Annotated in this window: 16 protein-coding genes; 11 read left to right on the top strand and 5 right to left on the bottom strand. The window is 41.9% G+C overall.

What is annotated here, in order from left to right:
* The 5 genes from AB5Z52_RS09120 to AB5Z52_RS09140 form a co-directional block, all read left to right on the top strand.
* Positions 1-1,336: V-type ATP synthase subunit A (locus tag AB5Z52_RS09120; RefSeq protein ID WP_368266886.1), on the top strand; the 1,336-nt coding region annotated here is incomplete at its 5' end.
* The gene (locus AB5Z52_RS09125; RefSeq protein WP_005473263.1) at positions 1,320-2,720 is read left to right on the top strand and encodes a V-type ATP synthase subunit B; all 1,401 of its coding nucleotides are present in this window, start codon (positions 1,320-1,322) and stop codon (positions 2,718-2,720) included. The genes AB5Z52_RS09120 and AB5Z52_RS09125, both read left to right, overlap by 17 nt.
* Positions 2,701-3,330, top strand: coding sequence for a V-type ATP synthase subunit D (locus tag AB5Z52_RS09130; RefSeq protein ID WP_034704401.1), 630 nt, complete (start codon positions 2,701-2,703; stop codon positions 3,328-3,330). The genes AB5Z52_RS09125 and AB5Z52_RS09130 overlap by 20 nt, the downstream gene beginning before the upstream one ends.
* Positions 3,331-3,378: 48 nt before the next feature.
* A complete protein-coding gene (locus AB5Z52_RS09135) occupies positions 3,379-4,725 on the top strand; it encodes a TrkH family potassium uptake protein (protein ID WP_003126705.1) in 1,347 nt (448 codons plus the stop codon).
* Between the two features lie 166 nt (positions 4,726-4,891).
* A complete protein-coding gene (locus AB5Z52_RS09140) occupies positions 4,892-5,194 on the top strand; it encodes a hypothetical protein (RefSeq protein WP_003126704.1) in 303 nt (100 codons plus the stop codon).
* A gap of 140 nt (positions 5,195-5,334) precedes the next feature.
* Here the strand turns inward: AB5Z52_RS09140 and AB5Z52_RS09145 are convergent, their stop codons facing one another.
* Together AB5Z52_RS09145 and AB5Z52_RS09150 are read right to left on the bottom strand one after the other, a co-directional pair.
* Positions 5,335-5,469, bottom strand: coding sequence for a hypothetical protein (locus tag AB5Z52_RS09145; RefSeq protein ID WP_005473255.1), 135 nt, complete (start codon positions 5,467-5,469; stop codon positions 5,335-5,337).
* Between the two features lie 165 nt (positions 5,470-5,634).
* Positions 5,635-7,026, bottom strand: coding sequence for a C69 family dipeptidase (locus AB5Z52_RS09150; protein ID WP_034704398.1), 1,392 nt, complete (start codon positions 7,024-7,026; stop codon positions 5,635-5,637).
* A gap of 146 nt (positions 7,027-7,172) precedes the next feature.
* On the opposite strand from AB5Z52_RS09150, the gene AB5Z52_RS09155 reads away from it, so the two are divergent.
* The 3 genes from AB5Z52_RS09155 (at position 7,173) to AB5Z52_RS09165 (ending at position 8,676) form a co-directional block, all read left to right on the top strand.
* Positions 7,173-7,589 carry a DUF4430 domain-containing protein gene (locus AB5Z52_RS09155; RefSeq protein ID WP_034704395.1) on the top strand — a complete coding sequence of 139 codons (417 nt, stop codon included), beginning with the start codon at positions 7,173-7,175 and terminating at the stop codon, positions 7,587-7,589.
* Positions 7,576-8,121 (top strand): ECF transporter S component, encoded by a 546-nt coding sequence (locus tag AB5Z52_RS09160; protein ID WP_003126700.1) that lies wholly within the window; start codon positions 7,576-7,578, stop codon positions 8,119-8,121. The genes AB5Z52_RS09155 and AB5Z52_RS09160 overlap by 14 nt, the downstream gene beginning before the upstream one ends.
* A 195-nt stretch (positions 8,122-8,316) precedes the next feature.
* Positions 8,317-8,676 carry a hypothetical protein gene (locus AB5Z52_RS09165; RefSeq protein WP_005473249.1) on the top strand — a complete coding sequence of 120 codons (360 nt, stop codon included), beginning with the start codon at positions 8,317-8,319 and terminating at the stop codon, positions 8,674-8,676.
* A gap of 65 nt (positions 8,677-8,741) precedes the next feature.
* On the opposite strand, the gene AB5Z52_RS09170 is transcribed toward AB5Z52_RS09165, so the two are convergent.
* The gene (locus tag AB5Z52_RS09170) at positions 8,742-9,014 is read right to left on the bottom strand and encodes a hypothetical protein (RefSeq protein WP_003126697.1); all 273 of its coding nucleotides are present in this window, start codon (positions 9,012-9,014) and stop codon (positions 8,742-8,744) included.
* A 515-nt stretch (positions 9,015-9,529) separates the two neighbouring features.
* On the opposite strand from AB5Z52_RS09170, the gene AB5Z52_RS09175 reads away from it, so the two are divergent.
* Together AB5Z52_RS09175 and AB5Z52_RS09180 are read left to right on the top strand one after the other, a co-directional pair.
* Positions 9,530-9,955, top strand: coding sequence for a CsbD family protein (locus AB5Z52_RS09175; RefSeq protein ID WP_003126695.1), 426 nt, complete (start codon positions 9,530-9,532; stop codon positions 9,953-9,955).
* A 248-nt stretch (positions 9,956-10,203) separates the two neighbouring features.
* On the top strand, positions 10,204-12,162 hold the full coding sequence (locus AB5Z52_RS09180) for a heavy metal translocating P-type ATPase (protein WP_086269204.1): 1,959 nt from the start codon (positions 10,204-10,206) through the stop codon (positions 12,160-12,162).
* A 66-nt stretch (positions 12,163-12,228) separates the two neighbouring features.
* Here the strand turns inward: AB5Z52_RS09180 and AB5Z52_RS09185 are convergent, their stop codons facing one another.
* The gene (locus AB5Z52_RS09185) at positions 12,229-12,669 is read right to left on the bottom strand and encodes a hypothetical protein (protein ID WP_005473243.1); all 441 of its coding nucleotides are present in this window, start codon (positions 12,667-12,669) and stop codon (positions 12,229-12,231) included.
* 131 nt (positions 12,670-12,800) lie between these two features.
* Positions 12,801-13,334, bottom strand: coding sequence for an HdeD family acid-resistance protein (locus tag AB5Z52_RS09190; protein WP_005473241.1), 534 nt, complete (start codon positions 13,332-13,334; stop codon positions 12,801-12,803).
* Positions 13,335-13,475: 141 nt separating this feature from the next.
* Between AB5Z52_RS09190 and AB5Z52_RS09195 the strand changes: the two genes are divergently transcribed.
* A complete protein-coding gene (locus AB5Z52_RS09195) occupies positions 13,476-13,967 on the top strand; it encodes a hypothetical protein (protein WP_003126690.1) in 492 nt (163 codons plus the stop codon).
* Positions 13,968-14,073 lie beyond the last annotated feature (106 nt).

The raw sequence follows: 14,073 nt of genomic DNA on the forward strand, positions 1-14,073 counted from the left end.
GCCTAATGGCGTTACAGGACGGGTCAAAGAAGTTTTTGCTGGTGATTTTACGATTGATGAAACGGTTTATATTCTTGAGACACCAAAAGGAGAACGCTCCTTTTCGATGTTGCAAAAATGGCCCGTACGGCACAGTCGTCCAGTCAAACAGAAATTAAATCCGGTAGAGCCAATGATCACTGGGCAGCGAGTGATCGACACTTTCTTTCCAATCGCAAAAGGGGGAGCCTCTGCGGTCCCTGGCCCCTTCGGTGCGGGAAAAACAGTGGTCCAACATCAAATTGCTAAATGGGCAGATGTGGACTTAGTGGTCTATGTAGGCTGCGGAGAACGGGGCAATGAAATGACGGATGTAATGAATGAATTTCCGGAACTGATTGATCCACGAAGTGGCGAATCCTTGATGGCTCGTACTGTACTGATCGCGAACACTTCCAATATGCCGGTTGCCGCTCGGGAAGCTTCTATCTATACCGGAATCACGATTGCGGAGTATTTCAGAGACATGGGGTATTCTGTAGCGATTATGGCCGATTCCACATCTCGTTGGGCGGAAGCGTTGCGAGAAATGTCCGGTCGCTTGGAAGAGATGCCAGGTGATGAAGGCTATCCTGCCTATTTGGGCAGTCGCTTAGCCGAGTATTACGAACGATCCGGTAAAGTGATTTGTTTAGGCTCGGAACAAGAAGGGAGCATCACTGCCATTAGTGCAGTATCTCCATCTGGAGGGGACATCTCCGAACCTGTCACGCAAAACACCCTGCGAGTGGTGAAAGTTTTCTGGGGGCTGGATGCCACGTTAGCTCAAAAAAGGCACTTTCCCTCTATTGATTGGCTAAAAAGCTATTCCCTGTATGAGAATGAAATGGGCGCTTATCTGGATCGTCAGTTGCAAGTGGAGTGGTCGAAAAATGTGACTACGGCTATGCGGATGCTGCAAAAAGAAGCTGAACTTTCTGAAATTGTGCGTCTAGTTGGGATTGATGCCTTATCGGATAAAGATCAACTACTGTTAGAGATCACGAAGTCATTGCGAGAAGATTATTTACAACAAAATGCTTTTGATGCTGTTGATACTTTCACTTCTCGAGAAAAACAATTTGAAATGCTGCAGACCATCTTACTGTTTCATGACGAAGGTCAAAAAGCTTTAGAATTAGGCGCCTATTTGACAGAAATCTATCAGGGAACAGAACGTCTGCGAGATAAAATCGCTCGCATGAAATATCTTCCGGAAGATGATTTAGAAGGAATCCGCAAATTGGAAAGCGAGATAAAAGATACGATGAAAGAAATCTTGCAGAAAGGAGATCGTACGGATGATCAAAGAATATAAAACGATCGGGGAAGTTGTCGGTCCTTTGATGGCGGTCGATCGTGTCTCAGGAGTGAAATATGAAGAGCTGATCGAAGTACGTCTGCAAAATGGTGAAATTCGTCAAGGTCAAGTCTTAGAAATTCAAGAAGATAAAGCACTGGTGCAAATCTTTGAAGGTACTGGCGGAATTAATTTACGAGAATCCAGTGTGCGCTTCCTCGGACATCCGTTAGAGCTAGGTGTTTCTGAAGAAATGATTGGCCGGGTTTTTGATGGGTTAGGACGAGTCAAAGATGGTGGTTCAGAAATCATTGCTGAGAAACGAATGGACATTAATGGGGAAGTAATCAACCCGATGGCTCGAGATTACCCAGATGAGTTTATTCAAACTGGCATCTCTTCTATCGATCACTTGAATACGCTTGTTCGCGGTCAAAAATTACCGATTTTTTCTGGTTCTGGTCTGCCGCATAAAGAATTAGCTTCTCAAATCGCTCGTCAAGCGCAAGTGCTCGACACAGAGGACGACTTTGCGGTTGTTTTTGCAGGTATCGGGATTACGTTTGAAGAAGCAGAATATTTCATGGAAGATTTTCGCCAAACCGGAGCGATTGATCGGTCTGTTGTCTTTATGAATTTGGCAAATGATCCGGCAATTGAGCGAATTGCTACGCCGCGAATGGCTCTCACAGCTGCCGAATATTTAGCTTATGAAAAAGGGATGCATGTCTTAGTTATCATGACGGATATGACCAACTACTGTGAAGCGTTGCGGGAAATATCAGCTGCCCGTCGTGAGGTACCTGGGCGCCGAGGCTATCCTGGTTACCTCTATACGAATCTTTCCACATTATACGAGCGAGCTGGCCGCTTACGGGGAGTGAAAGGGTCGGTGACCCAAATCCCTATATTGACGATGCCAGAAGATGACAAGACCCATCCTATTCCTGACTTGACTGGTTATATCACAGAAGGTCAAATCATTCTTTCAAGAGAGTTATACAAAAACGGCATCCAGCCGCCGATTGATGTCTTGCCTTCTCTTTCTCGGCTGAAGGACAAGGGAACAGGTGAAGGCAAAACTCGTAAAGATCATGCATCAACGATGAATCAACTCTTCTCTGCTTATGCGCAAGGGAAGCAAGCCAAAGAACTCGCAGTCGTTTTAGGGGAGTCAGCACTATCTGATGTCGATAAAATCTATGCCAAGTTTGCGGAACGCTTTGAGAATGAATACCTGGATCAAGGTTATCAAACAAATCGGTCCATTGAAGAAACGTTGGATCTTGGGTGGGAACTGTTGGCGATGCTGCCGAAAGTAGAATTGAAACGGATCAGCGATGCGTTACTAGAGGCGTTTTTACCACAAGGAGAGGATGCAGATGAGCAGACAAACCGTTAATCCAACTCGCATGGAACTAAGCCGCCTCAGCAAACAGTTGACGACTGCCAAAAGAGGTCATAAACTGTTAAAAGACAAACAAGATGAGTTGATGCGTCGGTTCATCGAACTGATCAAACAAAACAACCTTTTGCGTAAAGAAGTAGAAACACAATTACATCGTGCCATGAAGGCTTTTCGCCTAGCCAATGCCACGATCAATGAAAAGTACATTGAAGAAATGTTCATCTTGCCAGCAACAGAAGTTTCTCTTGATGTCTCAACCAAGAATATCATGAGTGTGGAAGTGCCTGTGATGCAATTCGACTATGATGATGTGGTGATGCAGGCACCGATCGAGTATGGGTTTGTGAACTCGAATGTTCCTTTGGATCTGGCAATGGGACGTTTCACCGATGTCTTGCCTAAACTATTGTCTTTGACAGAGATCGAAAAGACCTGTCAATTGCTGGCGGATGAGATAGAACGAACACGCCGCCGGGTCAATGCGCTAGAATATTTGACGATACCAGAATTGGAAGAGACGATCTATGGGATCAAAATGCGTCTTGAGGAAAATGAACGCGCCAATGTTACTCGGATGATCAAGGTAAAAAATAAAACAAAGTGAATGCCACGTCAGTCGAAAATCTGCTTGGCACAAAGGTAGGAAAGAAAGATGAAAAAAAGAATGTCCAAAAAAATCAGTGCACCGCAGCTGGTTACACTGGTCTTTATGATGTTGATCTTGATGGGAACTGGGTTGCTTATGTTACCAGTTGTAACAAATGATGGGCAAGGTGTGCCTTTCTTAGATGCATTGTTTACCGCAACTTCCGCGATTTGTGTGACAGGACTTTCGACTTTTTCCATTTCTGAACAGTATAATATGGGCGGACAAGCGATTCTTTTGATCTTGATCGAAATTGGGGGGATCGGTTTTATGTCGATCCCAGTTTTCTTTTATATCTTAGCAAAAAAAAGGGTCAATTTAAGCACTCGGATGATTCTAAGAGAATCCCTCAATCTTGACCGAATGTCTGGCGAATTTCAATTGGCTTGGTACATTATCCGCATCGCATTTTTGATTCAATTTTTAGGGATCTGCCTGTTGGCTCTGTCTTTTGTGCCACGCTTTGGTTGGCAGCAAGGCCTATGGTTTAGTATTTTTCACGCCATTTCTTCCTTTTGTAATGCTGGATTTGATCTTTTTGGGAATAGTCTGGTCTCTTTTCAGTCGGATCCTTTTGTTTTAGGGGTCATTAGTCTTTTGATCATTGCCGGCGGCTTAGGCTTTCTGGTCTGGTTTGACTTGTTAGCTACTTCAAAAAGACGCTCGTTGCACAGCCGTATTGCCTTGTTGGCAATGATTGTTTTGCTGATTTTAGGGACGGTTGGTTTTTATGTGACCGAATATCACTCCAGTATCGTATCAGGCGATTCCATTGTTAGTCGCTTTTTCCAGTTATTTTTTCTTGCTGTGACCCCTCGAACGGCTGGATTTTATAGTATCGATTATGGCCAGATGAGTCAGGCTGGGTTAATGTTGACGATGATTCTCATGTATATCGGCGGTACTTCTGGATCGACTGCCGGAGGGCTGAAAACCACGACGGTCTCAGTGTTGATCATTAAGATTCGCAGTTTGTTGAAAGGGCGCAAACGAGCTGAAGTTTTTGGCAGAACGATCAAAGAGGCGGCTGTTTCGCGGGCGTTCACGCTCTTTTTCTTAACACTGAGTCTTTGCTTTATTGCCATCTTCTTATTATCCATCACAGAATCGATGCCGGGGAATTCTCAGTTTGGACTGGAATACATTGCTTTTGAAGTTTTTTCGGCTTTTGGAACAGTTGGATTAACAATGGGATTGACTCCGTATCTTTCTGTATTTGGTAAATTATTGATCATCTTATTGATGTTTATTGGTCGTGTGGGCATCATGACGGTTGCTTTTTCATTGATGACAAAAGCCAACCGCCGAGAAGCCGGATACAAATTCCCGGATGAAACGGTCATGATTGGCTAAGATCTGTTATTAATAGTTGTTTTGGATCAATGGAAATCATCCCCGAAAAATATTGCCGACTTTTAGGTTAGTTTAAGGTTTCTCGTCTAAGATCTTCCTAAGAACTAAATGAGTCAGTTGCAGCATTTCGTTAGAGCTGCTAGGACAATCCAAAGGTGGGAAGACCATGAGCTTGTGGGAATTGTGGTTTGTAGGAAAAACTTTTGTAACCGTGCTGCTAGTCGTTTTTTTACTAGAATGGCTGTACTTGTTACGGAAACTTTCAAGAAAATCGCAGCAGTTGATCTATTTACTGCTGATTTTGGTTGAATGGCTCAGCAACGGCTGGATCGGACTCCTAACAAGTTTAGTATGCGGAACGTATTTTTTCGGGCATTGGAAAGAGCATGCTGATACGACTGCATCGATTCAATCGACAGTGTATGGTGATGGGCAAGAGGGTACTGAAAACTTGATGCAAAAATACTAGCATGGCTTGAGTCAATGGGAACTATTGCCGCTGATATGCTTCTTCATAGAAAAGACACTGCTAATTAAAAAGAACCTGTGGTAAACGAAAAGATAACTTTTCGCAGCACGGGTTCTTTTTGATAGGATTCAGTGAGTGATTTACGCCGTTTTACTTACTACGTGGAAATAGCCTTCTTTGTCTTGAATGATCCAGACATTTTGATTGTCATTCTTGACGATGACGATTCCTTGTACGACCTCATTGGTGACTGTGCGAAATTCTTCTTTATTCATTTCGATACCTCCAAGGTAGATTCCAATTATTTTCAGAAGGGGGCAGCACGACAGTAGAGAAAAAGCCGTGCTGCAAAGCAAAAAGAAAATTAATTGGTAGCTATAGTATACAGGCAAGATATTGAGTTCTAGTCAATTTCATGTAAATAATCGGTTAAAGGAGAATCAATCTGTCAAAGAAAAACGCAGTTTCATTTTGGTATTGCCTCTTTCCACCATTTCTCCTAGTAATTGAGTGGCATGTGATAAGTAAAGCCGGGCCATTTCACGGTTGGCTTCTTCCAATAACTGATTTGTTAATGGGATTGTCTGATCGATCTTCTGTTGAATCGCTAAACAATTTGCCATGATTGTTTGTTCAAACCGTTCTGCTAGATCGCTGTATAGATCATAGTCTTGATCCCCGATCAGTGCTAATGTTTTAGTCAACCAATAGCTATTTCCCGGATCGTAAGTAGTGGTGGTATCACAATAACCTTTCGGGGTCTCATTCACATTGCTGTAAAAAGGGACCACTCCATTGAAGGTATTGGGACCAAAAGCTAGCCAGTGAACGCCTGCAATTTCATCAGGTACGTGACTGCGCACTTGGAGAATATGCACTTGCTGATTGCGATTGAGAGCAATCGAACGAAAGCGAGTTCTCTCACTAGCCGTTCCATTCCCGTACGGATCATAAGGGGTATTTTGAAAATGACTGCTCAACGCCCACTTTACATCCATCACGCTGATTTTCTTTTTCGGAAGACAGATGAAAGGTAGATCTTGGTCAAGCGGATCCGACGCGGTTTCGCTGAACTGTTTTTGGATATACCAAGCTCTAGGGTTGTTATAACGAGTATCTTTTTCTGTTGCACTGCCGAAAATATGACGTAAATTGATTCCTTCAAAGTCTGGATTTAAGTGATTGCTGACAATCATATCAGGTAAATCGTCGGAAAATAAAGTATCTTGAGAATCAAAATCGAAGGTAGCGATATTCATTCGATTCGGGGCGATCACATAAGCATCATCAGGAATTCGGATCGCTGCCCAATGATGTCCGCCAATCGTTTCCATATACCAGATTTCTTCTCGATCGGCAAAAGCCAAACCATTAGACTCATAGGTACCATAAGTTTCTAGTAACTCGCCTAAGCGTAAGACTCCTTCTCGAGCAGAACGGATATAGGGAAGCACGATACTGACAAAATCTGCTTCTCCAATGCCTTCTTTTACCAAAGGATCGATAGCTAAAACTCTCGCATTGGTAGTGATCGTTTCTGTGGCGGTCATGGCGACATTGGCGCTGTTGATTCCTGAAGCAGCCCAGACTCCTTGAGATTCATCTGCCTCAGGCGTAGAAGTATACCTTAGGGGATCTTTCGGCAAAGGAATACTGCACCCGCTTAAAACAGCATGGAACGTAGCAGGCTGTTGTTCAGGTTGGATTACGACAAATTTTTGTGGTAGGGACACTGCCCCGGCATCTTCATTGCGAGCAATGAGGGTCGAGCCATCGAGTGATGCGTTTTTGCCTACCAGCATGGTTGTACAAGAAGCTGATTTGCGTGTCATTGACAAAACTCCGATCTTCAGATTATTTTGTTGATAATTGAACGTAGTATAGCGAGTAAAAGACAAATTGACAATCAACTTTCGACTAAAAATTAGTTCGCTTTCTGTGTGACTTTTAGTAAAATAGGAAAGAAGGAGTGAAGAAAATGAAACGAATCGTTATTTTTAGTTTGCTGTGGCTGGCAGGGATTGGGTTGAGCGGCTGTTCTGAAGCTACTACCCAGACAACAACGACTGGCAGCAATCAAGCTACAGCTAACTCGGTGGTTAAGCAACAGACGGCTGAGATCTCATTTGTGAACAAGACAGATGCGCAGCCTGAACAAATACCAGCCAAAACGGTGTCATTCAAAGAAGGAACCTCTTTAATGGAGATAATGAAGGAAAATTTTGATTTAGTGGAAGACAAAGGCATGATCACCAGTATTGAAGGATTAGCGCAAGATGAAGCGGCTGGTTATTATTGGACCTATACGATCAATGACGAGATGGTCAATACCGGCGCAAAAGATACATCTCTTACCGAAAAGGATCGAGTCGTTTTTACCTATGAGAAATTTTAAACCGACAAAAATGTCTTTTTCCGTGCAAGAGATTGCTTATCTTGCTTTGCTAGTAGCAGCATCAGTGGTGGGGCGTACATTGTTTCAACCACTGCCAAATGTACAACCAATGACCGCTATTTTCTTATTGGTGGCTCTTTATTTAGGCTGTGTCAGAGGACTGATCGTCGCATTGTTATCCCTTTTGATTACGAATTTTTACATGGGGATGGGGATTTGGACGATTGCTCAGGCAGTAAGTTATACAGTCGTGATCCTCATGATGAGCGGATTAAGACATGTTCCCATCGTTAAACGTTCCTTGATCTTGCAAGTGATTTTTAGTATTTTAGCAGGGTTCCTTTATGGATTTGTGGTCTCCTTACTCAGCGTGTATCTGCTAGGCTTACCAAGCTTTTGGGGCTATTATCTGCAAGGAATAAGTTTTGATACGCTGCATGCTGTTGGAAATGGCTTCTTTTATGGACTACTTGCGCCAATATTTCGACGACTTTTTCACCGTTATTATCCGGCTAAAAAGCTCATCCATTAGTGCAATCTGCTGATTCAGCGCTTTATTGCATTCATTGCTAGTGTCATTGATCTGTCTCAAAGAATGATCAATGACACTGGTTTTTATATCGATATCTGGCAAGATCCTCCTTGTAGATGCTGCTACAAGCATAATTGTGTTGTTCTCTTACAAAATCGGGTATTCTTAACCTATACTGGAAAGGGAGCGGTTTCAATGAAGTGGATCGTAAAAAAAGAAGATCTAGAAGCATATCGGACGAGATTCAATGGGAAACTGGCTGGCTATGCTGAAGAAGCTAAAGTAATGGCGATTCCTTTGCCAAAGTATTATATCGTAATCGTTGATGAAGAAAAAATTAGTTTGATTCAATTGGATTTGAACTTTGAACAAAAAGCCATGGAAACCGTGCTGATCCATGAGATCACCACATTGAAAATTACTGGTGTCATGAACAAAAAAGTGTTGATCCAGACGCCTTCTAAAACTATCAAGGTTTTGATTAAACCGATGGCGATCGGAATCAAAGAAGAGCAGCAACAGTTGATCGATACGTTTACCCGGATGGCGAGCTGACTACTTATTTTAGAGGAAAAATCAAAAACGGATCAAACGCCAAGCTGGCGGATTGATCCGTTCGTTTATTCTGGGGTTCCCACAATTTTGATGTATTCATCGATATTTTTGATTTTCATATGTTTGATCACTAACTGTTCACGTTTGTTCCATTTGCCTTCGACTTCTAGCTGGTACTTGTTGAGAGGTAAGCGTAAAACGTAACTAGAAAGGTAACGGTCTTTAATAATACAGTTGATGATTTTATGGTCTTCTAATAATTGGATTCCAGTCAGCATCATCGGAGTTTCTTGAAAAACACGACTGTTGACTAACAATCCTACATGTGTTTCATTCATTATTCGATCCTTTCTGAGAAAAATAAATTCTCGAATATTCTTCTTTTCTATGTTACCCGATTTATCTAGGAAAGGCAATTCTGGAAAAACACCTAGCAACGCATATCACGGAATAAAACAACTGGTGAAGAGGAATCACTACACGATTGAATGGCAGAAAGTTTTTACAGAAAAAAGACACAGAAAAAAAGATACAGAAAAAAAGACAGAATAAAGAGATCTGAAACGGCGAGACAAAAGGAATGAACACAAAGAATGAATAAATAAGAAGCACACGAATAAACAAGGATTTTTGATGGCACTTAAAGAGAAAGCGTGCGAAAACATATCATTTCTTAACGTTTAAAAAAGGCAACTTTTTGTTTGAAGTAGCTTAGAGAAAGGGAGTTAAGCAGAAATACGTTCTTCTAGAGGAAATGGCACCTGTAAAAGAACGAGGACTGCAAGCTTGAAAACAGGCATTTCAGCAGATTTCTGTTAAAATAATAACTATAAAAGAATTGGAGGAGACACATATGAAAAAATCTGGATACGTAGTAGGTTTGATTGGCGCGGCTTTTGGTCTGGCAGTTTATAATAAAATGCAGAAGATGACTGTCAACAAAGATTCTGTTAAAGGCAAAGCAAAAGAAGTTGCGGGAAATGTCGTTGGCAACGAAAAAATGCAAGCAGAAGGAACATTGGATCAAGTTGTCGGTGCTTCTAAAGAAGTACTAATGGACTTGAAAAATTCTGTGACCTCTGCCATTGGGGTTGGAACTCCAGACAAGGTGGCTGGTAAAGCCAAAGAGGCAGCAGGCGATATCACGGATGATCCGACAAAAAAAGCAGAAGGCTTTGTTGATCAAGCAGCAGGGCATTCTAAAGAAATCATTGCAGATCTTAAAGACAAATCTGAGTCAATGGCACAAGATGTCAAAGATAAATTCGACCAAAAATAGGATGTAGTGAGAGACAGGCACAGAGGGCCTGTCTTTTTTTTGTGGCTTTTTTTGCAAACAAAAACAATGATCCGGTCACCTGAAGAGCGACAAGAACGAAGGATCGGTGTGCAATGATGGGATCGCTGACAAAAGTAGTAATTGATGCTTGACACATGAATGCGCGTTCATATATAATAAAAATGTAGATATGAACATATATTCATTTGTAAGCAAATGATGCACTAACTTTGAAGGAGGCTTTTCTTATGTCTACCCACTCTTGCAATCATTCAACACCACACACCCATGCCGCAGAGGCAAGCCATTCCCATGGCAACGCCCCGTTACGCAATTATTTAGTAGGAGTTATTCTTTTTATTGCTGCTTTATTGGTACCGCAATTGGTCGTTAAAGATTTTTTATACACTGCCGCTATTCTTTTAGCAGGGTATCATATTATTTGGGAAGGGATCGAAGACACCATCAAAGATACCCGCAAAAGCAGACACTTTAAACCGAATGTTCATTTATTAATGACATTGGCTGCCTTTGGTTCAGTATTGATCGGCAACTTCAATGAAGCTGCCTTGCTGATTCTGATTTTTGCCGGGGCTCACTTTTTGGAAGAGTATGCAGAGGGCCAAAGCCGCAAAGAAATCACGAACCTCTTGAAGTTGAATCCGACAGAAGCCCGTCTGGTTAAGGCAGATGGCAGCATTGAGAAAATTGCAGCAGAGCAAGTCAAAAAAGGGGATAGGCTGCAAGTTTTACCAGGGGACCAAATCGCAACAGACGGTAAAATTCTCTCGGGAATCAGCAGCATCAACGAAGCCTCCATCAACGGTGAAAGTGTTCCCCGTGAAAAAACTGTAGGGGATGAAGTTTTCGGAAGTACGATCAACGGTAACGGCACTTTTATGATGGAAGTGACAAAAGACAGCAGTGAGACAGTTTTTGCTAAAATACTCTCTGTTGTGGAATCGGCACAAAACAATCAATCAAAAACAGAAACCCGCATCAAAAAAATCGAGCCGCTTTATGTGACAACGGTCTTGATTTTGGTACCCTTATTTATTTTGACAGCACCCTTTCTTTTTGGTTGGGATTGGTCAACCAGTTTTTACCGGGGACTAGTGATGATGATCTCTGCTTCGCCCTGTGCATTAGCCGCTAGTGCAGTACCTGCTAGCTTGTCTGCTATCTCAAACTTAGCAAAACGGGGCATCTTATTTAAAGGCAGTTCTTATCTTGCAAATATGGGACAAACAAAAGTAGCCGCCTTTGACAAAACTGGCACATTAACGATTGGTCAACCACAAGTGACCGATGTTTTCTTTGCTGAAGAAACAACTGAAGCGCACCGTCAAGAGTGGGTATCGCTGATCTTGGCCATGGAAAAGCAAGCAAATCACCCATTAGCGGCTGCCATCGTAGAGCATTTTGAGAAACAAGAAAAGGCACAACCATTAGAACTTTCCGTTAACAACCAAATTGGTTCCGGTCTGACGGCTGTAGTTGAGGGAAAAACCTATCGAATTGGCAAGCCAGCGGCGACGTTTGCGCATTCATCATTTGCTGAGCAACGAGAAACCCTGGAACAATCAGGCAAAACGGTGGTTGTTTTTTCGGTGGATGATCAGCCAGTTGGACTGATCGCATTGATGGACTTACCGAATCCTCAATCTAAAGCGGTCATAGATGAACTGCAGCAATCTGGTATTCGAACAGTCATGATCACAGGAGACAGTCAAGCAGCTGGACAAGCGATTGGTGATCAGCTTGGAGTAGATCAAGTTGCTGCAAATGTTCTGCCAGAAAATAAGGCTCAGATTATCCAGCAGTTGCAAAATGAATACGGTCAGACAGTCATGGTTGGAGATGGTATCAATGATGCGCCTGCATTGGTACAGGCCGATATCGGTTTTGCTATGGGGGAAGGATCGGATGTTGCAATTGAAGTGGGGGATGCGGTGATCATGAAAAATGATCTAACACGCTTTACCTACGCACTAAAGACCGCAAAAAAACTAGATCGGATTATTTGGCAAAATATTTTTTTCTCCATGTTTATTGTGGCATTATTGATCGTATTGAATTTGCTAGGCAAAATGAATATTGGGTTAGGCGTCTTTGCTCATGAAGGCAGTACATTACTCGTCTTATTCAACAGCTTGCGCATGCTTGCACCAATGAGTGAGACAGTCGCCCATACATCAAAAAAATAATCAAAAAACGCTTATGCTGATTTAATGGCCATCCAGCATAAGCGTTCGCTTTTTTAGTAAACAATGTCATTGATTGTACGCTGCAGAAGAGCGAGGAAATTGGTCGATTTTTGCTAAGCGCTGATCGATTCGTTTGATGATGCCTTCTGAAAACTCGAGATTCCGGATAGAAGAGCGAGCCGCAAGCAATAATTGTTTTTCTTGCATCAAATCTTCTTGGATTCGATAGATATTGGCTAAGCGTTCCACATATTCATAATGGGTGTAGTCCGTCTGGCTGATCAAAAACTTCAATAGATCTGCTGCCTGCATATACGCTTCTTGCGTATAATAAGTGATCGCTTCCCGGTATAACTTGATTTCAAATTCTTCGATTTTTTGGGAATTTGCTTTTAAATCCCGCCATTCGTTGATTGAAATTTTTTTTTGGATATTTCCCAAATCGTCATACAAAAAAATCACAGGGACGTCATTGGGATGTTTTGTTTCTTGTTTGATTTTTTTCATGTCGTACCTCCTGCGTTTTTTGCTCCGTTTTTACTGATCATTTCTCGTTGATACAGTCTATTGTAAAAGCAAAGCAACAAAAAGTCTACATGAAGATGTCAAAAGAATTGTTCTTTTAGCGCATTTTCATCTTAATAACTACGTTTTCTTTGAAAATGATTGATTAAATCCGAGATCCCCATAAAAATCAAGACTCCGCCAAAAATTTGGAAGAACAAAAGCCACGTTTGAAACGGATTGAAAACAAGAATGATACCTGCCACAATCACGAATAAACTGAAAAGCAAACCAGTGATAAATGGTAAGCCATTGCGTTTTTGATTAAAGCTTGCCATCAAACGCGTACAGCCACTGATCGTGATCATGATTCCCAAAAAGAATGGTACGATCGATAATAGTCCCTTTGCAAAAACGAGAATAGCTGCGGCGGCAATCAAAAGCAGGATCCCCGTTGTCATCTGCATATTCACATAGCCGGTTTGCCGTTTTTCTTTGTAACTGGAATAGAGGTTGATCACCCCAAGGCAGGCAACATATCCGGCAACTAAATAGACAATCGTATTAAAGACACTGCGAGGAGCAATCAAAATAATCAATCCAGCAATCAAAAATAAAATCGCTCGTAATAAATCGTATCGTTGGATTTTCTCGAAAAAAGTATTCATAAGTTCAGTTCCTCCTTTTTTTTACTATTGTAGCGGATTTCTTTCAAAATAGAAAATAGAAACGCGTTGTAGGATAATTCTGCTTTTGAAGCAGCAAATTATTTGGTAAGATAGATGAAACAACAAAGAATGGAGAAAACTATGAGTGTATTAACGCTTTTAATGTGTCTGTTCACGGTCGTCTTGTATTTGTTTCTCGCTGTCGTCCGCAAAGACATTCAAATTGTTGCAGCCAGCCGTAAAGGCGGAAAAGCAGCAATTGCTTTCTTTTCATTGGTGGTCATTATAGCAATGTTTTTTATGGAAGAAACCTTTGAGAACCGCTTGCGAGGGGTCGTATCTGGATTGCTTTTCTTAAGTTTTGTTTTTGATAGCAGAGGGTTAGCTGAAGATCGATTCATTATTCATCCACTAAATATTCGCGGGATCTTGTATCAGGAAGTGGATCGGGTGGTACTGTATCAGGAGAGCAAGGACCAATGGATCAAAATGAATTTCTTCCGAAGAGGGATGCGAGGACCACTGTTGAAATTCGAGCGTCCAATGGAAGAATTGGTCCTGTTTTTGACGGAGCATCTAAATGAAGGAACACCGATCGATATTCTAGTTGATCAAGAGCCAAAAGGCCATTAAATTTCTTTAAGCGATCATATAAATTGAGAGAATCAATTGGCCAGGCCCCTTTGACTGCAAAAGCAAAGAGACCCGGTCAATTTTTCACTTGAAGGGACTATCCAGT

Source organism: Enterococcus sp. RTP21361st1_A6_RTP21361_211029, assembly GCF_040910045.1.
Lineage (GTDB): Bacteria > Bacillota > Bacilli > Lactobacillales > Enterococcaceae > Enterococcus_D > Enterococcus_D gallinarum.